We start from the raw sequence: 20,868 nt of genomic DNA on the forward strand, positions 1-20,868 counted from the left end.
CTACATTCCCTTGACGCGCCGGCCGAGAGTCCGCTCCACCTCGCGTTTGGCGGTCCGCTCGGCGATGTCGCGGCGCTTGTCGTGCGCCTGCTTGCCCTTGGCGAGCGCCAGCTCCACCTTTGCGTAACCGTCGGAGAAGTACATCGACAGTGGAACCAGCGTCAGATTTCCGTCGCGCAGCTTGCCGATGAGCCCGTCGATCTCACGACGGTGCATCAGCAATTTGCGCTTGCGTCGGGGGGCGTGGTTGGTCCAGGTGCCGCTGCCGTATTCGGCGATGTGCACGGCGTTGAGCCATACCTCGCCGTCGTCGATCGTCGCGAAGGCGTCGACCAGTGACGCCTTGCCCTCGCGCAGCGCCTTGACCTCGGTCCCCTGGAGAACCATCCCCGCCTCGAAGGTCTCGAGAATCGTGTAGTTGTGCCGAGCCTTCCGGTTCGTCGCGATCACCGACTTACCCTTATCCCTGGGCACGGCAGACCTCCGAATTCTTCATGTAGTCGTCATTCACGGACATAGACGCGCAAGGTGCCGTACGCGGTGACGCCGGCGAGCACGATGCCCGACAACAGCAGCCACGGCGACACGAACCACACGTCCGCCGACGTGATGCGCGCCAGGATGTTCACACCGTAGAGGTCTTCGAGCGCTTTGTCGAAGAAGAATATCTTCGCCAGGAACAGCCCGCCGATGGCCAGCAGCGCTCCGACCACCGCGGCGATCACCGCCTCCAGCAGGAAGGGCAGCTGGGTGTACCACCTGGTGGCGCCGACCAGCCGCATGATCGACACCTCCGTCCGTCTCGTATAGGCCGCGATCTGCACGGTGTTGACGATCAGCAGGATCGCGGCCACGGCCAGGACCGCGGCGATGGCGAAGGCCGCGTTGCGAGCCCCGTCGAGCACGCTGAAGATACGTTTGACCAGGTCACGTTGATCGAGGACTCCGTCGACGCCCTCGGCCCGCGAGTACTTGTCGAGCACCGCGCCGAAGCGGTCGGGATCGGCCATCCGCACGCGCAGCGCTCCCTGGTACGCCTCCTTGCGGATGAAGTCGGCGAGCTCGGGCGAGTCCTTCTCCCACGACTCCTTGGCCGTCTTGTACGCCTGCTCCTGGCTGATGAACGTCACCGACGCCACTCCCGGCTCCGACTCCAGGTCGGTGCGCAGTGTGGTGCACGGAGCCTCGAGGCAGTTCGGATCCTTCGCGGTGACCGCGTCGTTGATGAAGAACTGCATCTCGACGCGGTCGAGGAAGATCTTCTGGCTCTTGTTGGCCATCTGGATCACGAGCAGACCGCCGCCGAGCATGCCGAGGGTGATCGCCGTGGTGAGCACCATCGCGACGGTCATGGTGATGTTGCGGCGGAAGCCGTTGAAGACCTCGCCGAAGATGAAGTTCAAGCGCATGTGATGCCTTTGGTTTCCCGCCTGTGGAAGGTCAAGTGTCAGCCGATGCCGTAGACGCCGTGCTCGTCGTTGCGCACCAGGGTCCCGTTGTCGAACTCCACCACGCGGCGCCGCATCGCGTCGACGATGTGGCGGTCGTGAGTGGCCATGACGACGGTGGTGCCGCCGCGATTGACACGATCGAGAACCTCGACGATCTCCTCGCTGGTCTCCGGGTCGAGGTTTCCGGTGGGCTCGTCGGCCAGGAGCAGGGCCGGACGATTGACGATGGCTCGCGCGATCGCCACCCGCTGCATCTCACCACCGGACAGCTCGTGCGGCATCCGGTCCGACTTGCCCGAGAGACCCACATACTCCAGGGTCTCGGGTACCGCCTCCCGGATCGTGGACGCGGGCTTGCCGATCACTTCGAGCGCGAAGGCCACGTTGTCGGCCACCGTCTTCTGCTGCAGCAGGCGGAAGTCCTGAAAGACGCAGCCGATGGACTGACGGAGCTTCGGGACCTCCCGGCTGCGGAGCTTGTTCACGTGGAAATCCCCCACGTACACGTCGCCGGACGTCGGCTTGTCCTCCTTGAGCAGCAGCCGGAAGAAGGTCGACTTACCGGAACCCGACGGACCGATCAGGAAGGCGAATTCCCCCTTCTCGACCTCCAGCGACAGATCGTCCAGCGCGGGGCGAGAAGACGCTGCGTATTGCATCGTCACATTCGTCAGCTTGATCACGGTAGCCAAGTGTACTGACCGGTCAGGACTACTCGCCCGCACTGGCTCCGGGCTGGGAGGTCGGCTGCACGGTTCCATTCGGCGCCTGCGGCAGTTGCTGCTGCTGTTGCTCCCCGGCCGGCGTGCTCGGCGTGGCCCGCCCGGTCTGACGGCCGGTGCCCTCGGTGCCCCGTCCGGTCTCCGTGGTGGGAGTCTCGGTCTGCGTCGGTTCGGTCGACGACTCGACGGTCGAGGACGTGGGGGTCTGCGAGGTGTAGCTGGGCTGCGACGTCGTCGGCTCGACAGGCTGCTGCACCTGCGTGCCCTGCGGGACCCTCGGCTCGGTGGCGTAGTGCTCGGAACTGAACCCGTAGAAGCCGAGCAGCGCGAACCATATGAGGATCAGGACGACGGTGGTCGTCCGAATGCGCGTGTGATAGACGTGCCGCATGCGCCGCGCGAGTTTCACGATCGCCGACGGCTCGGGAGCTGCGGCGGCCTCGGCGACGGTCGTGTGAGCGGCGGTGTCGGCCGGCCGTTCCTCAGTGCTCATCGCTCACCCCGCCTCCGGTCTGGGCGGCCTCGTCCCCGGCGGTCTTGACCGCCGACTGCTGCTGCACCGATTGGACGAAGATCCCGTGGCGCGCGAGGCCGTAGATGATGTCGCCGCGCAGCGCGCGGCCGATCTCGAACTGCTGGCCGGGAAGCGTCCGCGCCACCATCCGGACGGTCGCCGAGTCGAGTTCGAGGTTGGTGATGCCCAGCGGGGTCGGCGCGTCGAGCAGCAACCGGTTCCACCGCGGGTTGTCGTAGAAGGTCTGTCCCACCTCGCGCAGGACCGTGTTGACCTCGTTGATGTCGGCGTCGAGCGGCACCGGCACGTCGACCACCGACCGCGCCCAGTCCTTCGACAGGTTCGCGGCCTTGATCATCTGACCGTTCGGCACGATGAGCAGTTCGCCGTCCGTGTTCCGGAGTCGGGTGACGCGGAGCGTCACATCCTCGACGGTGCCCTCGGCTTCGAGGCCGCCGGTCACCGAGAGGTTGACGACGTCGCCGTAGCCGTACTGATGCTCGGCGATGATGAAGAAGCCGGCCAGCAGATCCTGCACCACGCGCTGCGCGCCGAAGCCCAGCGCCGCACCGACCACCGCGCTCAGCCCCACGAGGCTGCTCTTCGCGACCCACATCCCCAGGATGTGCATCGTGACCGCGGCAACGGTGAGCGCTACCAACGTCCAGGTCACGACGTCCACCAGTGCCCGCCGGTGCTTCATGTCCTCGGACTGCACGATGTCGTCGCTGGACTCGAACTGCCGCAGCACCCGCTTGCTGTACCGGCCGGCACCCCATCGGAAGAACCGGATGACCAGGATCCCGCCGATGATCCAGAGCAGGATGCCGACGAAGTCGACTGCGAGCCACTTCTCCCAGGACTGCAGCCAGCTCGGCAGCCCGAGCCGATCTACCAGGTAGGTGGGAACGGAATCGATACGATCACTCGCCTTCGTTCATCCGCCAGCGGATGCCCGCTTCGATGAACTGATCGAGATCACCGTCGAGCACCGCAGACGGGTTGTTGCTTTCCACGTTCGTTCGCAGGTCCTTCACCATCTGGTAGGGGTGAAGCACGTACGAGCGCATCTGATTGCCCCAGCTGGCGCCGGTGTCGCTCTTGAGCGCGTCCATCTGCGCACGCTCCTCCAGACGCTTGCGTTCGAGGAGTTTGGCCTGCAGCACGCGCATCGCGGCGACCTTGTTCTGCAGCTGGCTCTTCTCATTCTGACATGTCACGACGATGCCCGTCGGGACGTGCGTCAGCCGCACCGCGGAGTCGGTGGTGTTGACCGACTGTCCGCCCGGGCCGGACGAGCGGTACACGTCCACCCGCACGTCGTTCTCGTCGATGTCGATGTGGTCGGTGGTCTCGACCACCGGCAACACCTCGACCTCGGCGAACGAGGTCTGCCTGCGGCCCTGGTTGTCGAACGGACTGATCCGCACCAGGCGGTGGGTGCCCTGCTCCACCGACAGCGTTCCGTACATGTACGGCGCCTTGACGGCGAAGGTCGCGGACTTGAGGCCCGCTTCCTCCGCGTACGAGGTGTCGTACACCTCGACCGGATGCCCGTGCTGCTCGGCCCACCGGATGTACATGCGCATCAGCATCTGCGCCCAGTCCGCCGCATCCACTCCGCCCGCACCGGAGCGGATGTTCACCAGCGCCTCGCGGGGGTCGTACTCGCCCGCTAGCATGGTCTTGACCTCCATGGCCTCGATGTCGCGGCGCAGGTCCGCTCGCTCGGTCTCCGCGTCCTCGAGAGCCGCGACGGCCGAGTCGCCCTCCTCCGCCTCCGCGAGCTCGTACAGCACCGGGAGATCGTCGAGGCGCGACCGGAGCTCGCTGACCCGGCGGAGTTCGGACTGCGCGTGCGACAGCTCGGAGGTGACGCTCTGCGCGTGCTCCTGGTCGTTCCACAGGTCGGGGTCGGAAGCCTGCATCTCGAGCTCGTCGATTCGGCGACGGAGCTCGTCGAGGTCCATCACCTTCTCGACGGTCGTCAGGGTGGCGTCGAGCGATTCGAGATCAGCGGAGACATCGGGGTGCACGAGGAACCAGGTTACCCTCTGGCCGCGGACGCCCGACCGCGGTCAGTCGCCGAGCACCCCGAACCGCCACGTGGAGTCGACCTTGCCGGGCCGGTACACCACGGGCATCGACGCGCCCACCGTCGGCGCGACGTCGTCGGCGCCGAGCACCTGAGTGCCGTACACCTCGGTGGGAGCGATCTGCGGGCCGATGATGGTGCCGCTGATGGTGCAGTACCGGCTCCCGTTCTTGTCGGGCTCGTTCTGCCTGCCGAGCCCGGTCACCGTGAGCGTGCCCTCCACATAGCCGGAGGCCGCGTCGACGCCGCCTCCGAACATCCGGCGCCCACGGCGCTGCATCAGCATCGCGACGAGCGACGTCGCGACGATCAGGATGAACACGACGCTGATCCACACAGGCATGGCCCGAGAGTACCGCCGGACGGCATCGGGAAGAGACGGATGTCGCACGGCCGGACGCATCGGCCACCGGTGCTAGCCTCGGATGCCGTGGCTACCCTCTCGGACGCCGGTCACGGCGCAGATCTTCAGCTGGCACTCGATCTGGCCGATGCAGCCGACGACCTCACGCTCTCCCGCTTCGGCGCCCTCGATCTGCACGTCGACTCGAAGCCCGATCTCACCCCGGTGTCGGACGCCGACCTCGCGTGCGAACGGATGATCCGCGACCGCATCGCCCAGGCCCGACCCGCCGACGCCGTGCTCGGCGAGGAGTTCGGCGGCGACCCGCTGCTCACCGGGCGGCAATGGGTGGTGGATCCGATCGACGGCACCAAGAACTTCGTCCGCGGCGTTCCCGTCTGGGCCACGCTCATCGCCCTGCTCGTGGACGGCGTGCCGTCGGTCGGCGTGGTGAGTGCGCCTGCGTTGAACCGGCGCTGGTGGGCGGCGGCGGGCGGCGGCGCCTTCGCGTCGCTCGACGGCGGCGAGCCCAGGCCGATCTCGGTGTCGAAGGTCGACGACCTCGGCTCGGCGTCGTTGGCCTTCTCCAGCCTGTCCGGCTGGGCCGACCGCGGCATCCGCGACCGATTCATCGCGCTCACCGACAGCGTCTGGCGCGTGCGCGGCTACGGCGACTTCTTCAACTACTGCCTCGTCGCCGAGGGCGCAGTGGACATCGCCGCCGAACCGGAGGTCTCCCTGTGGGATCTCGCGGCACTCGATGTCCTGGTACGCGAGGCGGGCGGCGAGTTCACCGATCTGGGCGGCAGGCCCGGCCCGGGCGGCGGAAGCGCCGTGGCCACGAACGGTCTGCTGCAGCGGGAGACTCTGGCAGCCCTGGGGACGTGATCCTCCGCGCGTGACTCCGCATTCGCGCCGGAATACTCCTGCGGCACAAGGAAGTCGCCGGTAGCCTCCGCGATGGAGCGACATTCCGCTCCGAGAACTGAATGCGGAGGCGCCATGAGCAACGAAGTGAAGATGATCGTCCTGTCGACCGACGATCTCGACGAATCGATCAAGTTCTACAGCGAGACGCTGGGAATGGCTCTGAAGTTCCGCGACGGCGCACACTTCGCCGCCCTCGACGGCGGCGGAGTCACCGTCGCACTCGCGACGGCCGTCGACCACCCGATCCACGGTCAGGTGGTGGTCGGCATCAAGACCGACGACGTCGACGCGGCCGCGAAAGCCGTCGAAGCGAGCGGCGGCGGCATCGTCACCCAGGCGTACAACGACGCGCACGAGCGGCGTGCGGTGGTCTACGACAACAAGGGCAACGGGCTGGTCTTCTACAGTCCGTTGCCGAAACAGTGACCACGCGGCGGTGATTCAGGCCGCGGCGGCGGTCACAGTTCGACGGGCACCCCGGACTCCAGCACGGAGAACTCGGTGCCCGTCGGCTTCATCTCGTCGATCCGCGCATTGTGAATGGCACGGCCGGCATCGGACAGGACGGCCTGGTGGATCGGGAAGGCCCGCCGCGGCGCGACCGCGCGCAGGTAGTCGACGGGCTCGCTGAGCTTGAGCCACGGCGCGGCCGCGGGCAGGGCCAGAACGTCGATCCGCTCGAACGGGATGTACAGGCTGTCGCCGGGGTGCATGAAGGCGCCGGGACGGTCGGCGGCGTCCACCACGTACGCGATGTTGTCGACCACCGGCAGATCCGGGTGGATCACGGCGTGTCTGCCGCCGGTGCCGCGGACGGTCAGCGCACCGATTCGCGTCTGCTCCCCCGCCGCCATCACCGACCACTGGCCGGCGTCCCGCTTCTCGTTCAGTTGGGCCGCGGTCTGCGGATCGGCGTAACGGACCGCCTGCGGATTGGCGTCGACCAGCGCGGGCAGCCGCGCCGGATCCGCATGGTCGGGGTGCTGATGGGTGATGAGAATCGCGTCCAGCCCGGTCAGCGTCTCGAATCCCGACGAGAGGTTTCCGGGGTCGAAGAGCACCCGGGTGCGATCGATCTCGAGCAGTACGCAGGAGTGGCCGAAATGGGTGATGCGCATGGCTCCGACGATAGTCGTGCCGGAGTCGTGACAACCTTCTTACCGAGGAGTAAGGTAACTCCTTACTACGGAGTAAGAACTCCATCGCGACAATCCGCTTCGAGAATCTGGTGAGGAAATGACCACGAACACCGAACCCCGCGACACCTCGTCCGTCGGCGCGCAGCCGCACAAGCGCACTCCGATCGGTGCGGCCATGCGCCTGCTCACGACCATCACGGGCTCCGACATCGCCGAGAAGTACCACCTGCGCGAGCCGATCAACCGGGTGGCCTTCCACGCCACCAAGACCGGATTCAAGACCCTCGGAGCGGCCAACCGCGCGTTCACCCAGGTCGCGAGCAGCGGAAAGCCGGAGCGTCCGGTCACCTCGTCGAAGGGCTTCTTCAACCTCAACCCCGACGAAGAGCAGGAGATGATCGCGGAGACCGTCCGCGACTTCTCCACCGAGATCCTGCGGCCGGCGGCATACGACGCCGACAACGCCGCCACCACTCCCGAGGACATCCTGAAGCGCTCGGCGGAACTCGGCATCACGATGATCAACGTTCCGGAGGCCTTCGACGGAGCCGCCACCGAACGCGGTGTGGTCACCAACGCGCTCGTCGCCGAGGCCATGGCGTACGGCGACATGGGACTGGCCCTGCCCCTTCTGGCGCCGAGCGGCGTCGCGACCACCCTGACCAACTTCGGCAGCGACGGCCAGCAGCGCACCTACCTTCCCGACTTCGCGGGCGAGAACGTACCGTCGTCCGCGGTCGTCATCGCCGAGCCGCGCCCGCTGTTCGACGCCTTCGACCTGCAGACCAAGGCCAAGCGCGTGCCGAGCGGGTTCCGCCTCTCCGGCGTGAAGTCGTTCGTCCCCGCGGCAGGCAGCGCGGAACTGTTCATCGTCGGCGCGCAGCTCGACGGCCGTCCGGCCCTGTTCATCGTCGAGTCCGACAGCCAGGGTCTGGTGATCGAAGCCGATCCGGGCATGGGCCTGCGCGCAGCCGGAATGGGGCGGCTGCTGCTCGACGACGTGGCCGTTCCCGCCACGGCTCTCCTCGGCGAGGTCGAGGGAGACGACGCGGCGGCCGCGTACCGCGACGTGGTGCGCCTGTCGCGCCTGGGCTGGTCGGCACTGGCCGCCGGCACCGCGAAGGCGATGCTCGACTACGTGATCCCCTACGTCAACGAGCGCGAGGCCTTCGGCGAGCCGATCTCGAACCGCCAGGCGGTGGCGTTCATGGTCGCGAACATGGCGACCGAACTCGACGGCCTGCGACTGGTGACCCTCCGCGGCGCCTCGCGTGCGGAGCAGGGTCTGTCGTTCGCCCGCGAGGCGGCGCTGGCGCGCAAGCTCACCATCGACAAGGGCCTTCAGATCGGCCTCGACGGCGTGCAGCTGCTCGGCGGCCACGGCTTCACCAAGGAGCACCCGGTGGAGCGGTGGTACCGCGACCTGCGCGGCGCGGGCATCGGCGAGGGCATCGTCGTTCTCTGACGGCGAGACGAGTTTCAGGAGTCGACATCATGGCAATCAATCTCGAACTGCCCAAGAAGCTGCAGCCCACGGTGGAGCAGGCGCGCGATGCGGCGCTGGAGATCTTCCGGCCCATCTCGCGCAAGTACGACCTCGCCGAGCACGAGTACCCGGTGGAGCTGGACACTCTGGCGAACCTCTACAACGGTCTCGCCGCCGCCGGCCAGGCCGGTGCGGGCGCCGCGGGTGGTCGCGGCGACGCCAACAAGCAGCGACCGGAGGGCTACAACGCCAACGGCGGCAACATGCAGTCGGTCCTCAACGCCATGTGGGCGTCGTACGGCGACGTGGGGCTCATGCTCTCGATCCCGTATCAGGGACTGGGCAACGCGGCCATCGCCGCTGTCGCCACCGACGAACAGATCGAGAGCTTCGGCGGCGAGGTCTGGGCGTCGATGGCCATCACCGAGCCGAGCTTCGGTTCCGACTCGGCCGCGGTGACCACCACCGCGACGCGCGACGGTGACGAGTACGTCATCAACGGCGAGAAGATCTTCGTGACCGCGGGTTCGCGCGCCACCCACATCGTGGTGTGGGCCTCGGTGGACCGCAGCCTGGGGCGCGCGGCCATCAAGAGCTTCGTCGTCCCTCGGGACAACCCGGGCGTCACCATCGTCCGGCTCGAACACAAGCTCGGCATCCGCGCGTCCGACACCGCCGTGATCCGCTTCGAGGACTGCCGGATCCCCGCCACCAACCTGCTCGGTTCGCCGGAGGTGGACGTCAAGAAGGGCTTCGGCGGGGTCATGCAGACCTTCGACAACACGCGGCCGATGGTCGCCGCTATGGCTGTCGGCGTCGCGCGCGCCGCACTCGAGGAACTCCGCAAGCTCCTCGAGGAGGCCGGCCTCGAAATCGACTACGACCGTCCGGCCGCCGACCAGCCGGCCGCGGTGGCGGAGTTCATCCGCATGGAGTCCGACTACGAGGCCGCATACCTGCTCGCGATCCGCGCCGCGTGGATGGCCGACAACAAGATGCCGAACTCGCTGGAGGCGTCGATGTCGAAGGCCAAGGCCGGCCGCACCGGCACCGACGTCACCAACAAGGCCGTCGAACTCGCGTCCACCTACGGCTACTCCGAGCGCACCCTGCTCGAGAAGTGGGCGCGCGACTCGAAGATCCTCGACATCTTCGAGGGAACGCAGCAGATTCAGCAGCTGATCATCGCCCGGCGCATTCTCGGGAAGAGCAGTGCCGAACTGAAGTGATCAGGCCGAGCCCGTAGGCTCTGCATTCCCGTCGCACGATCAGGGGCGGGGGATTCACGACGCGGCGTCCTCATCGAGGGCTCCGAGCGAATCCCCCGCCCCTGACCCGTCCCCAGGCCGCCCCCGCGACCCCGCCGGCCCCTCGACTAGGCACCACCCCGGCTCGTCGAGTAAGCACCACCCTGCAGGTCCGTCGAGTAAGCGGAGGAACGAAGTGACGATGCGCATCGAGACCGCCCACCGACCCCTCACCCGCCCCGGTGACCTCCCACTTCCCGACGATCCATTGTGATCTGGGCAACCCCCGTGTACTCTCAGCGAAACTTTTGAAATAAGAACGTTTCACACGGGGGTCGAATTGAGAACACGCACATTCCTCGCCGCTGCGCTGAGCGCCGTGGCCGTCGTCGCGACAGCGGCGGGGACACCGGTCGCGCCCGCCCACGCCGACCCGGCCGTGACGCAGGCGCCGCTCGTTCCACTGCCACAAGAGCTCGACCCCGCCTTCTACCGACCTCCGGCCCGGGAAGTCGCCGCCGCCGCTCCGGGTGAGATCTTGCGTGCCCGGCGGATCACCCCCGCGAACTTCGGAGTCGCTCCCATCAACGTGGACGCGTGGCAGCTCATCTTCCGGTCCACCGACACCCGCGGCCGGGCGATCCCCGCAGTCACCACGATCCTCAAGCCGCGCGGCACCACGACCGGCCCGCGCAAGGTCGTCTCCATGCAGATCGCCGAGGATTCGACCGCCGGCTACTGCGCGACGTCGTACGCCGTCCAGCACCTCAACGCCGGCCCCCTTCTGGGTCAGGTGGTCGCTCCCGCCGAACTGCTCATCGCCCAGGGCTTTCTGAACCAGGGGTACGCGGTGGTGCTTCCCGACCACGAAGGCCCCAACCACGCTTACGGCGCCGGTCCACTCGGTGCCCGCATCACCCTCGACAGTCTCCGTGCCGCCAAGCGATTCGCGCCGTCGTCGATCACCGATGCCTCACCCATCGGCCTGTACGGCTATTCCGGCGGCGCCATCGTCACCGGGCACACCGCTGAACTCAAGAAGACGTACGCCCCCGAACTGAACATCGTGGGCGCCGCAGAAGGGGGAGTCCCCGCGGATCTCGAGGTGGTCCTCAAAGCCGCGCAGAACAACGTAACCAGCGGCCTCGTGCTCGGCGCGGTGGTCGGACTCACCCGCGAGTACGACTACTTCCGCACCTTCATGAACTCCCACCTCGACCCGCTCGGCCGGGCGGTGCTGGCACTCAAGGGTCCCCTCTGCGTGCAGTATCAGGCGGCGACCTTCCCGTTCCTGAACAACATCGGGTTCATCCGCGCACCGGGCGGCGCGCTGCGGGCACCCGCCGTGCGTCGGGTCTTCGACGACACCCGGATGGGCAAGAGCCTGCCCGACATGCCCATGTACATGTGGAACTCCGCCCTCGACGAGATCATCCCCGTGGGCCAGGTGGATCGGCTCGTCGGTCAGTACTGCCGCCGCCCGGGTGCTCGGGTGACCTACACCCGCGACCACCTGTCGGAACATCTCATCGCCGAGGTCTCGGGTGCGCCGCTGGCACTGTTGTGGCTGAAGGATCGGCTCGACGGCAAGCCGGCCGCACAGGGTTGCCGGACCAGTGACGACCTCACCATGACGTCGCGGCCGCGATGGTGGCCGACGTTCTCGGCAGCGGTGGGCGCCGGGCTGGCGGCACTGTTCGGCAAACCTCTGGGCGCGGAGCGCTAGCGGCATCCGGTCCGGGCTCGACCGCTAGCCTGGACCGGTGACCGAACCCAGGCTCTATCGCGGCCAGTCGATGCACGACCGTCGCCGAGATCGGCGTCGACGCTTCTGTGATTCGGCGATCGCGCTGTTCGGCACCGACGGCTACGCGGCGACGTCCGTGTCAGCGGTCTGTCGGCACGCCGCTCTGTCATCCCGACAGTTCTACGAGGAGTTCGGCGACCGCGAGCATCTGCTCCGCACGGTCTACGACGAGACCGAGGACGCGGCGAGCACGGCCGTCATCGAAGCCGTCGAACGGTCACTCGAGACCGCCGCGGAGATCGAGGCGGTGTTCGACGCGGGGATCCGGGCATTCGTCGAATTCTTCGGCGCGGACCCTCGGCTCACCCGAATCTGCTTCGTCGAGGCAGTGGGTGTGAGCGCGGAGTTCGAGGAACACCGCGCCGAGCGCCGGACCCGGTGGGGTGCCTCGCTCGACGCGATCAGCGCGGCGGGCGCCGAGCGCGGATTGCTCACCGCGAGGCCCGACCCGCTGCTGTGGACCGGCTTCATCGGCGCGGTGAACGCCGTGATCGTCGAGCAGGTGCGATCAGCCGACCTGACCACCGAGGACACCCTCCGGGTGATGCGCACGCTGCTCCGACCCGGTGTTCTGGGCTGAGCGGGCTCGCGTCGAAACCTCTCCGCGCCGCACAGTGCCTCCTACGCTGATGAGATGACCACTGCCGCCAGAGCTTGGCGCCTGCTCCTCGCTCTGGCATCCATCGCCGTCGGCGTCCTGCTGGTGCTCCGCCCGTTCGCGAGCGTGCCGTGGACCGCCGCCGCACTGGCGATCGGCTTGATCGTGGCCGGACTCGTCGACCTCATCGAATCCCAGACTCGCCGGGAACCGCTCCGGCTCGCCGTCGCAGTCCTGCTGCCGCTGGTCGGTACCGTGCTGCTGATCTGGCGGAGTCTGTCGATCTTCGGTATCGCGGTGGCCGCGGCGATCGCACTCGCGGTGTGGGGCGTGGGCCGATGGGTGCGCGCCGCGCGCCGCGGCCCCGCGTGGTTCGCCGACGTGCTGTTCGGCGCAGCCGGTATCGCCACCGCTGTGCTCGCCGTGTCGTGGCCGGGTGTGAGCATCTTCATCGTCGTCGAGGCCGTCGGGCTGGCGCTGGTGTGGCGCGGTGCGGCCGAGCTGCTCGTCGGCATCCGCGGCCGGACCGCCGCGGCCGAACCCGGCCGGGAGCGGACCGCGAGAATCGCGCTGCGGACGGCCGCGGCAGCGGTCGCGACGATCGTCGCCGTGCCGCTGGTGATCGCGACATTCGTCGTCCGCGGCACCGCTGAGGAACCCGGCGCGTTCTATCGAGCCGAGCTTCCCGCCGGCGTGCGGCCGGGGACCCTGTTGAAGTCGGAGCCGACCGCCGCGGGCATCCCGCCGGGCGCTCACGCGTGGCGCATCCTCTACTCCACCCTGCGCGGCGACCGGCCCGCACTGGCGAGCGGTCTCGTCGTCGTTCCGGACGGTCCCGGTCCGCACTCGCTGATCGCGTGGGCCCACGGGACGTCCGGCGTCGCCGAGAACTGCGCCCCGTCGATGACCTCGACACCGCTGGCACACCTGCCGGGCCTGAACGCGGTGGTCGGGCGGGGCTGGGCGCTGGTGGCCGCCGACTACATCGGGATGGGTACTCCGGGACCGTCGCCGTATGTGATCGGCCGGGGTGAGGCGCGCTCGGTACTGGACTCGATCCGGGCCGCCCGCGCTCTGCCCGGGGCGTCATTGACTCGGTCGACGGTGGTGTGGGGCCATTCCCAGGGCGGACACGCTGCACTGTGGACCGAACTGCTGGCTCCGTCGTACGCACCCGACGCCGGCGTGATCGCCACCGCGGCGCTCGCACCGGCATCGAATCTGCGGGCTCTCGCCTCCGGGCTGGAGACGATGGCGGGCGGCGCGTTGCTGGCGTCGTATGTGATGGACGCGTACACCCGCACCTACCCGGACGTCCGCTACGCCGACTACATCAAGACGCAGGCCCGCCTCCCGATGCGCGGAATGGCGGCGCGCTGTCTGTGGTCGCCCACGATGCCCGTCTCGCTCGCCGAGGCGCTCATTCTCGGCCACGACTTCTACACGCGCACCCCGACGTCCGGTCCGCTGGGCGCACGACTCGCCGAGAACACGCCGAGCGCGCGGCTGCCGCGGCCCACGCTCATCGCCCAGGGACTGTCGGACGAGGTGATCGCTCCGGCGTCGCAGAACGAGTACGTCACCGACCAATGCGCCGCGGGCAGCGATCTCGAATACCGCACCTACCCGGGGCTCGGGCACATGACGCTCATCGACGACGACTCGCCCGCCGTCGGGTCGCTCATCGCCTGGACGCAGGACCGTTTCGCGGGTGCGGCGCCGACACCGAACTGCCCGGCACCGCATCCGGCGTGATCAGTGCCCGAGTTGATCCACCAGGGCCTCGAGCACTGAGAGGTCCTCGATGGTCGAGGGCACCGCGTACTCCTCACCGTCCACGATCTGCCGCATGGTCTTACGCAGGATCTTGCCCGACCGGGTCTTCGGCAGAGCCTGGACGACCGTGACGTCGCGGAAGGTGGCGACGGCGCCGATCTCGTCGCGGACCATCTGCACCAGTTCGGCGCGGAGACGGTCCTCGTCGATGTCGGCACCGGCCTTGAGCACCACGTATCCGCTCGGCCGCTGTCCCTTGAGGTCGTCGTGAATGCCGACCACCGCGCACTCCGCGACGGCCGGATGCGCGGCGACCACCGCTTCGATGCTCCCGGCGGAGAGCCGGTGCCCGGCGACATTGATGACGTCATCCGACCGCCCCAGGACGTAGACGTACCCGTTCTCATCGATGTAGCCGGAGTCGCCGGTCAGGTAGTAGCCGGGGAACGCCTTGAGGTATGAGGAACGGAACCGCTCCTCGTCGCCCCACAGCCCCGCGAGGGTGCCGGGCGGCATCGGCAGCTTCACGACGATGTTGCCCTCGGCGTTGGGTCCGAGACGGCGGCCATCGGCGTCGACGACCTGCACGTCGTACCCGGGGACCGGGACCGTGGCAGTCCCGGGCTTGAGCGGCATGGGTTCGAGTCCACGCAGATTGGCCACTATCGCCCAGCCGGTCTCGGTCTGCCACCAGTGGTCCACCACCGGGACACCGAGCTTCTCCGAGGCCCATTCGAACGTGTCGGGATCGAGTCGCTCGCCCGCCGCGAAGAGGGTCTTGAACCGCGACATGTCGTACTGGGCCAGTTCAGCGGCCTCGGGATCGGCCTTGCGGATCGCGCGGATCGCCGTCGGAGCGGTGAACAGCGCCGACGCTCCGTGTTCGGAGATGACGCGCCAGAACGCCCCCGCGTCAGGTGTCCCGACCGGCTTGCCCTCATACATCACCGTCGTCGCTCCGAGCAGCAGCGGACCGTAGACGATGTACGAGTGGCCCACCACCCAGCCGACGTCGGAGGCCGTCCACCACACGTCGTCGGGCGACACCCCGTACACGTTGCGCATCGACCAGTGCAGCGCCACCGCGTGACCGCCGTTGTCGCGCACCACGCCCTTGGGCTTCCCCGTGGTTCCCGAGGTGTACAGGATGTAGAGCGGGTCGGTCGCGGCCACCTCGACGGCGTCGGCCGGGCGCGCGGTCGCCATCTGCTGGTCCCAGTCGAGCCACCCGTAGTCCCCCGCCGATCCGGCCACCTGCGGCCGGTCCTTCACGATCACCGTCTCCGGCGCCGACGCCGCGATCGCCAGCGCATCCCGCACCATCGGCAGATACTCGACGGTTCGGCCCGGCTCCAGTCCACCCGACGCGGTGACGATCGCGACCGGTTCGGCGTCGTCGATGCGCGTGGCCAACTCCGGTGCAGCGAACCCGCCGAACACCACTGAGTGCACGGCTCCGATCCGCGCGCAGGCGAGCATCGCGATCGCGGCCTCCGGGATCATCGGCATGTAGACGATGACGCGATCGCCCTTGGCCACGCCCTGCGCGGCGAGCACTCCCGCGAAGCGGGACACCTCGGCGAGCAGTTCGGCATAGGTGTACGTCCGCTTCTCGCCCACCATTGCGGAGTCCCAGACGAGCGCGTCACGATCGCCGCGGCCCGCCGAGACATGACGGTCGAGCGCGTTCGCCGAGGTATTGAGCGTGGCATCGGGGAACCATCGGTAGATCGGCGGCTGGGAATCGTCGAGAGCCTTGGTCGGCGGACTGATCCAGTCGATGCCCGCCGCCGCGTCGAGCCAGAATCCGTCGGGATCGTCGATGCTGCGGGCGAAGACTTCTGCGTAGGTGGCCATTGGACAACGGTAGCAATCCGGTGACCGGAGTCACTTCTGCAGCGTGGACTCGGTCACACTTGGTCTCGGATTTATCACGGAAAGATAACAGCGGAATCCTCGCTCCCACCTGGGATCTTGCTGAGAATTACACGCTTGCAAGAGCAAGCGGATTGTGTCTCCGACCACAGCTTCGCGGTGTGACCTCACGTTTTTCACGACGTAGCGTCTCTTCCGTCCACGAACGCAGCCCGTTTTCGAGGGCTGCGCCCAAGGAGGAATGCCTGATGAGCCTTACCAAGCTCGCAACCCGCGCCGCGATCGCCGGCGCCCTGACCATCGCCCCGCTGACCCTGGCCGCCGGCGTCGCCTCGGCCGACACCGGCCACAACTGGGACGCGGTCGCTCAGTGCGAGAGCGGCGGCGACTGGTCGATCAACACCGGCAACGGCTACTACGGCGGTCTGCAGTTCTCGCAGTCCACCTGGGAGGCCAACGGCGGCACCGGCAGCGCGAACAACGCGTCCCGCGAGGAGCAGATCCGCGTCGCGGAGAACGTGCTCGCCACCCAGGGCCCCGGCGCCTGGCCGGTCTGCGGCGCGTACCTCTAAGTACGCCCGCACCCCTCAACCGGGGAACCGCGCTCTCCGACGAGGCCGGTCGCTGTCGCAGCGACCGGCCTCGCGGTGTCGCCCGACCCACGCGGCCGGCACGGCCTAGGCTCGGGTGAAGGCGATCAGAGGAGGCCACCGGATGTCGACGCTCTCGTTCACCAGCCTCGGAGCGGCGGGAACCGTCACCGGTTCCAAGCATCTCCTCGAGCGCGACGGGAGGATGATCCTCGTCGACTGCGGGCTCTTCCAGGGCATCAAGAACCTGCGCGAGACCAACTGGCGCTCGCTGCCGGTGGATCCGCAGGCACTCGATGCGGTGATCGTCACCCACGCTCATCTCGACCACACGGGATACCTGCCGCGCCTGATCCGCGACGGCTTCCGCGGTCCGATCTATTCGACCCCCGCCACGCGCGACGTGGCCGACATCATCCTCCGCGACTCCGCCCATCTGCAGGAACGCGACGCGATGCTGGCCAACAAGCACCGGGCCACGCGGCACTCCCCGGCACGGCCGCTCTACGACGTCACCGACGTCGAACAGACCATAGCCCAGTTCCACACGCGCGCCACGGACAAGTCGTTCTCCCCCACCCGCGAGGTCCGAGCGCTGTTCCGCGGCGCCGGCCACATCCTCGGCGCCGCCACCGTCGAGGTGGAGTGGGGCGGCGTCACCGTCGCGTTCAGCGGCGACCTCGGCCGGTACGACGACCCCCTGATGTTCAATCCCGAGCCGGTACCCCGGGCCGACTACCTCGTGTGCGAGTCCACCTACGGCGATCGCGTGCGAGACCACGCGGACCCGGCCGCCGAACTACTGCGCATCATCACCGAGACAGTCGACCGCGGCGGCACCGTCGTGATCCCCGCGTTCGCGGTCGGTCGGACGCAGACGATCCTCTATCACCTCTGGACTCTGCAGCGGGACGGGCTGCTGCCCCGGGTGCCGGTCTACGTCGACAGCCCGATGGCGATCAACGCAGGCGAACTGATGCGCTCGCATCCGGCGGCGCATCGGCTCGACGCGGCACACGTCGACGAGATGTTCGCGATCGCCGAGTACGTCCGCGACCCCGAACGTTCCAAACAGATCTCCGCCGACCACGGCCCGAAGGTCATTCTCTCCGCGAGCGGGATGGCGACCGGCGGCCGCGTCCTGCACCATCTGGCCGCATTCGTCGGCGGCTCACAGAACACGGTGGTCCTGGTCGGCTATCAGGCGGTCGGCACCCGCGGGCGGTCGCTGGCCGACGGGGCACGCTTCCTCAAGCTGTACGGCGAGTGGCTGCCGGTGCACGCTCGGGTGGAGAACCTGCACATGCTCTCGGCGCACGCCGACTCCGACGAGCTCATCCGATGGATGCGTGGCTTCGACGAGGCGCCGCGCCGGACGTTCCTGGTTCACGGCGAACCCAACGCCACGGAGTCGATGCGGCATCGGATCGACCACGATCTCGGCTGGCGGACCACCGTCGGACACCAGAACCAGACGTTCGATCTGATCTGACGCGCCGCCGATCGCACCGGAACGCCACTCGGGACACTCAGCCCCAGGTGCCGGCCTGCTCGACGATGAAGCCCGCGAGAATCACCGCGCTGCCGCCCACCTCGCCGATGATCAGCGCGACCATCGACGCGGTCAGCGACGGCGACGCCGGGTGGAACTGGTTGGTGGTGTCGCGTCGCAGTCCGTGCAGGCAGTAGGACGCGATCGCACCGACGAAGAAGACGAGGACGACGATCAGCGCGACCATGTTGACCGCCGTCGACCACGCGCTGAACTGCGCGAACGCAGCCAGCAAGGCGGTGGCGAAGGAGTACATGAGTGCGGCGCGGTGAGCGATGTCGACGTACACGTGTGCCTGTCCGGTCTCGCTCCGCATGATGGCGGCGTACTTCCACACGCCGAGCAACAGCGCCCACAGAAAGATGACACCCGCGGCGATCAGCGCCACCTGAGCGGTGAGAGTCAGATTCATCGCACAAGTCTCGCAGATCGCCCGGGCCCGGCCGCGCCCCGTCTCCCGGCGCCGAGCCCCCGCGTCGTTGCTATGGTGCACGCATGGCCCCTGACCGCACATCGCTCCGCCGGTCGCGGCTGGTGCCGATCGTCGCGGTGCTGGCGGGCATCGCCGCGATCGCCTTCGTGGTGATCCGTTCCTCGCACGGGGTCGACGGCTCCGCCGACCGGGCAGGCAGTGCCGCATCGACGCCGGTCCGCTCGGAATGGGAGGACCGTGATCCGACCGATCCGATGACCTTCGGTCCGGTCGACGCACCCGTCGGTCTCGTGGTCTTCACCGACTACCAGTGCCCGTACTGCGCGAAGTGGTCGCACGACACGCTCCCGGCACTCCTGCCCTATGCCGACGCCGGCGATCTGCGCATCGAACTCCGGGACATGAACATCTTCGGCGATGAGTCCGAACGCGCCGCCCGCGCCGCCTACTCCGCGGCGCTCCAGGGGCATCTGCGCGAGTTCCATGCCGCTCTGTTCGCCGACGGCCGGCCGCGCCCGAAGAGCGCGCTCTCCGACGACGCACTGCTCGCCCTCGCCGGCGAGTTGAGGCTCGACACCGGCCGCTTCCGCACCGACTACGAGTCGCGCACCGTCTTGTCGGCGGTACGGAACAAGGCGAGTGACGGCTTCACCGCGGGCACTTATTCCACGCCCGCCTTCATCCTCGGCGGCCAGCCGATCCTCGGGGCGCAGCCGACGAAGGTCTTCACCGACAAGCTGCGGAGCGAACTCGACGCCGCCGGACGCTGAGGTGACCGTGCAGCCATGAATGTGGGACTCGCAGCCGCCTTCGTCGGCGGCGCGCTCAGTCTGCTGAGCCCGTGCAGTGCTCTGCTCCTGCCCGCCTTCTTCGCATCGACCGCCGGTTCCGGGCCGCGGCTGGTGATCCATTCGCTGGTCTTCTACCTCGGCCTCGTCGCGACGTTGGTACCCGTCGGGATCGGCGTCGGTGCGCTGGGTCGGTTGTTCGCCGAGCATCGTTCGGCGGTGGTCGCCCTCACCTCCGCGGTACTCGTGGCGTTCGGCCTGCTGGCGATGTTCGGCCGGGGGTTCGACATCGCCGGCCGGGTGCCCGGAATCGAGGGATTGCGGGGCGCCGCGCAACGCCGGACGGGCCTGGTCCGCTGCCTGCTTCTCGGAGCGGCCTCCGGTGCCGCTGGATTCTGCACCGGCCCGATCCTCGGCGCCGTCCTCACGCTGGCCGCGGCTCAGGGGGCGATCGCGGGCGCCGGCGTCCTGTTGGCGGTCTACGGAGCCGGCATCGTCGCGCCGATGTTCACGATCGCTCTCGTGTGGCAGCGGTTCGGCGAACGCGGCCGCGCGCTGCTGCGCGGTCGCGAGTTCACCTTCCTCGGCCGGTCGTGGCACAGCACTTCGGTGCTCACCGGCCTGCTGCTCATCGCGGCGGGCTGCGCGTACTGGATCACCGACGGCTTCGTCGGGCTGGCCGATCCCGAGGCCGGCTCCGGCGTCGCCGACCGGCTCCAGACCGCCGCCGAGGCACTCGCCCGCCCGGACGTCGACATCGCGCTCATCATCGCCGTCGTGACGTCGGTCGTGGTGTGGTGGTGGCGGGGGCAGCGGCAACCCGACTGAACCGCATGCACGTCGCGGCCGCGGTCAGACGTTGCCGCGGGCGATCACCGTCACCGCCGAATCCAATTGGTCGAACAGGTCGTCATAGGTGATGACGCCCATCCCCGCCTCCAGCAGAGCACCGGAGAAGGTGAACATGAGTGTTCGCAAGACCGCCGGGTCCACATCCTCGCCCAGGGCGCGCGTGAACAGTCCGTACCAGTGGGTGCCGATCTCGACGCGGATCCGCGCCACGTCCGGATCGACGGCGAGCAGACTCTTGGTGGCCGCCTCGGCGACCGTGGGCGACGCTCCGACCACGTCGGCGATGTACCGGACGGTCTGGTGCAGGCGGTCGGCGGCCTCGCCCGACAGCTCCGGCTCCGGGGCCTGCGCCACCTGCCGCCAGAACAGGGACGCGAACAGGTGGTCCTTCGACGAGAAGTAGGTGTACGCGGTCGCCGGCGAGACATTCGCTCCGGCGGCGATGAGCCGAAGCGTCAGATCCTCGTAGGCCGACTCCTCGAGCAGCGACAGGCCCGCGTCGAGAAGCCTTCCCACCGTCTCCAGTTGTCGCGCGTTGAGACCGCGGCGAGGAAGGGTGGAACCGAGACTGTGCATGCGTCCAGCCTAATGCCGCGTGAAATGCGAGGAGACCCGCACCTTCACGGTGCGGGTCTCCTCGGTTCGGTAGCGGGGGCAGGATTTGAACCTA

The 20,868-nt window shown here is 68.3% G+C and carries 22 protein-coding genes; 11 read left to right on the plus strand and 11 right to left on the minus strand.

The window, feature by feature from the left end; all coding sequences use genetic code 11:
* Genes smpB through Y710_RS14910 form a run of 7 tightly spaced genes read right to left on the minus strand, consistent with a single transcriptional unit; the run spans nucleotide 1 to nucleotide 5,125 of the window.
* On the minus strand, nucleotides 1–474 hold the full coding sequence (gene smpB / locus Y710_RS14880; protein WP_006898290.1) for an SsrA-binding protein SmpB: 474 nt from the start codon (nucleotides 472–474) through the stop codon (nucleotides 1–3).
* Nucleotides 475–503: 29 nt separating this feature from the next.
* Entirely contained in the window at nucleotides 504–1,409 is a 906-nt protein-coding gene (gene ftsX, locus Y710_RS14885; RefSeq protein WP_006898289.1) for a permease-like cell division protein FtsX, read from the minus strand.
* Between the two features lie 38 nt (nucleotides 1,410–1,447).
* Entirely contained in the window at nucleotides 1,448–2,134 is a 687-nt protein-coding gene (gene ftsE / locus Y710_RS14890) for a cell division ATP-binding protein FtsE (RefSeq protein WP_006898288.1), read from the minus strand.
* 28 nt (nucleotides 2,135–2,162) lie between these two features.
* Complete coding sequence (locus Y710_RS14895; protein WP_006898287.1) at nucleotides 2,163–2,666, minus strand: Rv3103c transmembrane domain-containing protein; 504 nt, start codon at nucleotides 2,664–2,666, stop codon at nucleotides 2,163–2,165.
* The gene (locus Y710_RS14900; protein WP_045538593.1) at nucleotides 2,656–3,585 is read right to left on the minus strand and encodes a mechanosensitive ion channel family protein; all 930 of its coding nucleotides are present in this window, start codon (nucleotides 3,583–3,585) and stop codon (nucleotides 2,656–2,658) included. The genes Y710_RS14895 and Y710_RS14900 overlap by 11 nt, the downstream gene beginning before the upstream one ends.
* Before the next feature lie 25 nt (nucleotides 3,586–3,610).
* Nucleotides 3,611–4,723 carry a peptide chain release factor 2 gene (gene prfB, locus Y710_RS14905; protein ID WP_006898285.1) on the minus strand — a complete coding sequence of 371 codons (1,113 nt, stop codon included), beginning with the start codon at nucleotides 4,721–4,723 and terminating at the stop codon, nucleotides 3,611–3,613.
* A 42-nt stretch (nucleotides 4,724–4,765) separates the two neighbouring features.
* Nucleotides 4,766–5,125 (minus strand): hypothetical protein, encoded by a 360-nt coding sequence (locus tag Y710_RS14910; protein WP_051999706.1) that lies wholly within the window; start codon nucleotides 5,123–5,125, stop codon nucleotides 4,766–4,768.
* An 87-nt stretch (nucleotides 5,126–5,212) separates the two neighbouring features.
* Here Y710_RS14910 and hisN point away from each other — a divergent pair, with 87 nt between their 5' ends.
* Nucleotides 5,213–6,013 carry a histidinol-phosphatase gene (gene hisN / locus Y710_RS14915; RefSeq protein ID WP_006898283.1) on the plus strand — a complete coding sequence of 267 codons (801 nt, stop codon included), beginning with the start codon at nucleotides 5,213–5,215 and terminating at the stop codon, nucleotides 6,011–6,013.
* A gap of 114 nt (nucleotides 6,014–6,127) precedes the next feature.
* Nucleotides 6,128–6,481 carry a VOC family protein gene (locus Y710_RS14920; RefSeq protein ID WP_006898282.1) on the plus strand — a complete coding sequence of 118 codons (354 nt, stop codon included), beginning with the start codon at nucleotides 6,128–6,130 and terminating at the stop codon, nucleotides 6,479–6,481.
* A 32-nt stretch (nucleotides 6,482–6,513) separates the two neighbouring features.
* On the opposite strand, the gene Y710_RS14925 is transcribed toward Y710_RS14920, so the two are convergent.
* On the minus strand, nucleotides 6,514–7,173 hold the full coding sequence (locus Y710_RS14925; RefSeq protein WP_006898281.1) for an MBL fold metallo-hydrolase: 660 nt from the start codon (nucleotides 7,171–7,173) through the stop codon (nucleotides 6,514–6,516).
* Nucleotides 7,174–7,291: 118 nt separating this feature from the next.
* Between Y710_RS14925 and Y710_RS14930 the strand changes: the two genes are divergently transcribed.
* The 5 genes from Y710_RS14930 to Y710_RS14950 all read left to right on the plus strand — a co-directional run bounded on the left by Y710_RS14930 (nucleotide 7,292) and on the right by Y710_RS14950 (nucleotide 14,087).
* Nucleotides 7,292–8,659, plus strand: a complete 1,368-nt coding sequence (locus Y710_RS14930) for an acyl-CoA dehydrogenase family protein (RefSeq protein ID WP_045538594.1) — start codon at nucleotides 7,292–7,294, stop codon at nucleotides 8,657–8,659.
* A 29-nt stretch (nucleotides 8,660–8,688) separates the two neighbouring features.
* Nucleotides 8,689–9,909: an acyl-CoA dehydrogenase family protein gene (locus Y710_RS14935; RefSeq protein WP_006898279.1), complete on the plus strand. Its 1,221-nt coding sequence runs from the start codon at nucleotides 8,689–8,691 to the stop codon at nucleotides 9,907–9,909.
* A 358-nt stretch (nucleotides 9,910–10,267) separates the two neighbouring features.
* The gene (locus Y710_RS14940) at nucleotides 10,268–11,653 is read left to right on the plus strand and encodes a lipase family protein (RefSeq protein WP_062367804.1); all 1,386 of its coding nucleotides are present in this window, start codon (nucleotides 10,268–10,270) and stop codon (nucleotides 11,651–11,653) included.
* A gap of 37 nt (nucleotides 11,654–11,690) precedes the next feature.
* Entirely contained in the window at nucleotides 11,691–12,314 is a 624-nt protein-coding gene (locus tag Y710_RS14945) for a TetR/AcrR family transcriptional regulator (protein ID WP_062367805.1), read from the plus strand.
* Nucleotides 12,315–12,368: 54 nt separating this feature from the next.
* Nucleotides 12,369–14,087, plus strand: a complete 1,719-nt coding sequence (locus Y710_RS14950) for a lipase family protein (RefSeq protein WP_062367806.1) — start codon at nucleotides 12,369–12,371, stop codon at nucleotides 14,085–14,087.
* On the opposite strand, the gene Y710_RS14955 is transcribed toward Y710_RS14950, so the two are convergent.
* Nucleotides 14,088–15,965, minus strand: coding sequence for a propionyl-CoA synthetase (locus tag Y710_RS14955; RefSeq protein ID WP_045538991.1), 1,878 nt, complete (start codon nucleotides 15,963–15,965; stop codon nucleotides 14,088–14,090).
* A gap of 266 nt (nucleotides 15,966–16,231) precedes the next feature.
* Between Y710_RS14955 and Y710_RS14960 the strand changes: the two genes are divergently transcribed.
* A complete protein-coding gene (locus Y710_RS14960) occupies nucleotides 16,232–16,555 on the plus strand; it encodes a transglycosylase family protein (RefSeq protein ID WP_006895487.1) in 324 nt (107 codons plus the stop codon).
* A gap of 142 nt (nucleotides 16,556–16,697) precedes the next feature.
* Complete coding sequence (locus Y710_RS14965; protein ID WP_045538993.1) at nucleotides 16,698–18,065, plus strand: MBL fold metallo-hydrolase RNA specificity domain-containing protein; 1,368 nt, start codon at nucleotides 16,698–16,700, stop codon at nucleotides 18,063–18,065.
* Between the two features lie 37 nt (nucleotides 18,066–18,102).
* Here Y710_RS14965 and Y710_RS14970 read toward each other — a convergent pair whose 3' ends face one another.
* Entirely contained in the window at nucleotides 18,103–18,537 is a 435-nt protein-coding gene (locus Y710_RS14970; protein ID WP_006895491.1) for a hypothetical protein, read from the minus strand.
* Between the two features lie 83 nt (nucleotides 18,538–18,620).
* Here Y710_RS14970 and Y710_RS14975 point away from each other — a divergent pair, with 83 nt between their 5' ends.
* Together Y710_RS14975 and Y710_RS14980 are read left to right on the plus strand one after the other, a co-directional pair.
* A complete protein-coding gene (locus Y710_RS14975) occupies nucleotides 18,621–19,328 on the plus strand; it encodes a DsbA family protein (RefSeq protein ID WP_045538995.1) in 708 nt (235 codons plus the stop codon).
* Nucleotides 19,329–19,343: 15 nt separating this feature from the next.
* Nucleotides 19,344–20,174 (plus strand): cytochrome c biogenesis CcdA family protein, encoded by an 831-nt coding sequence (locus Y710_RS14980; RefSeq protein WP_045538997.1) that lies wholly within the window; start codon nucleotides 19,344–19,346, stop codon nucleotides 20,172–20,174.
* A 24-nt stretch (nucleotides 20,175–20,198) separates the two neighbouring features.
* Here Y710_RS14980 and Y710_RS14985 read toward each other — a convergent pair whose 3' ends face one another.
* The gene (locus tag Y710_RS14985; RefSeq protein ID WP_006895496.1) at nucleotides 20,199–20,774 is read right to left on the minus strand and encodes a TetR/AcrR family transcriptional regulator; all 576 of its coding nucleotides are present in this window, start codon (nucleotides 20,772–20,774) and stop codon (nucleotides 20,199–20,201) included.
* Between the last annotated feature and the right edge of the window lie 94 nt (nucleotides 20,775–20,868).

It is taken from the genome of Gordonia sp. QH-12, from assembly GCF_001578675.1.
Lineage (GTDB): Bacteria > Actinomycetota > Actinomycetes > Mycobacteriales > Mycobacteriaceae > Gordonia > Gordonia sihwensis.

Bases quoted from the DNA above. Each gene is read 5' to 3' on its own strand.
- Y710_RS14925 (WP_006898281.1), bottom strand. From the start codon at position 7,173: ATGCGCATCACCCATTTCGGCCACTCCTGCGTACTGCTCGAGATCGAT.
- Y710_RS14920 (WP_006898282.1), top strand. From the start codon at position 6,128: ATGAGCAACGAAGTGAAGATGATCGTCCTGTCGACCGACGATCTCGAC.
- Y710_RS14970 (WP_006895491.1), bottom strand. From the start codon at position 18,537: ATGAATCTGACTCTCACCGCTCAGGTGGCGCTGATCGCCGCGGGTGTC.
- Y710_RS14965 (WP_045538993.1), top strand. From the start codon at position 16,698: ATGTCGACGCTCTCGTTCACCAGCCTCGGAGCGGCGGGAACCGTCACC.
- Y710_RS14985 (WP_006895496.1), bottom strand. From the start codon at position 20,774: ATGCACAGTCTCGGTTCCACCCTTCCTCGCCGCGGTCTCAACGCGCGA.
- Y710_RS14930 (WP_045538594.1), top strand. From the start codon at position 7,292: ATGACCACGAACACCGAACCCCGCGACACCTCGTCCGTCGGCGCGCAG.
- Y710_RS14935 (WP_006898279.1), top strand. From the start codon at position 8,689: ATGGCAATCAATCTCGAACTGCCCAAGAAGCTGCAGCCCACGGTGGAG.
- Y710_RS14895 (WP_006898287.1), bottom strand. From the start codon at position 2,666: ATGAGCACTGAGGAACGGCCGGCCGACACCGCCGCTCACACGACCGTC.
- Y710_RS14975 (WP_045538995.1), top strand. From the start codon at position 18,621: ATGGCCCCTGACCGCACATCGCTCCGCCGGTCGCGGCTGGTGCCGATC.
- Y710_RS14950 (WP_062367806.1), top strand. From the start codon at position 12,369: ATGACCACTGCCGCCAGAGCTTGGCGCCTGCTCCTCGCTCTGGCATCC.
- Y710_RS14910 (WP_051999706.1), bottom strand. From the start codon at position 5,125: ATGCCTGTGTGGATCAGCGTCGTGTTCATCCTGATCGTCGCGACGTCG.
- ftsX (WP_006898289.1), bottom strand. From the start codon at position 1,409: ATGCGCTTGAACTTCATCTTCGGCGAGGTCTTCAACGGCTTCCGCCGC.
- Y710_RS14980 (WP_045538997.1), top strand. From the start codon at position 19,344: ATGAATGTGGGACTCGCAGCCGCCTTCGTCGGCGGCGCGCTCAGTCTG.
- Y710_RS14955 (WP_045538991.1), bottom strand. From the start codon at position 15,965: ATGGCCACCTACGCAGAAGTCTTCGCCCGCAGCATCGACGATCCCGAC.
- Y710_RS14960 (WP_006895487.1), top strand. From the start codon at position 16,232: ATGAGCCTTACCAAGCTCGCAACCCGCGCCGCGATCGCCGGCGCCCTG.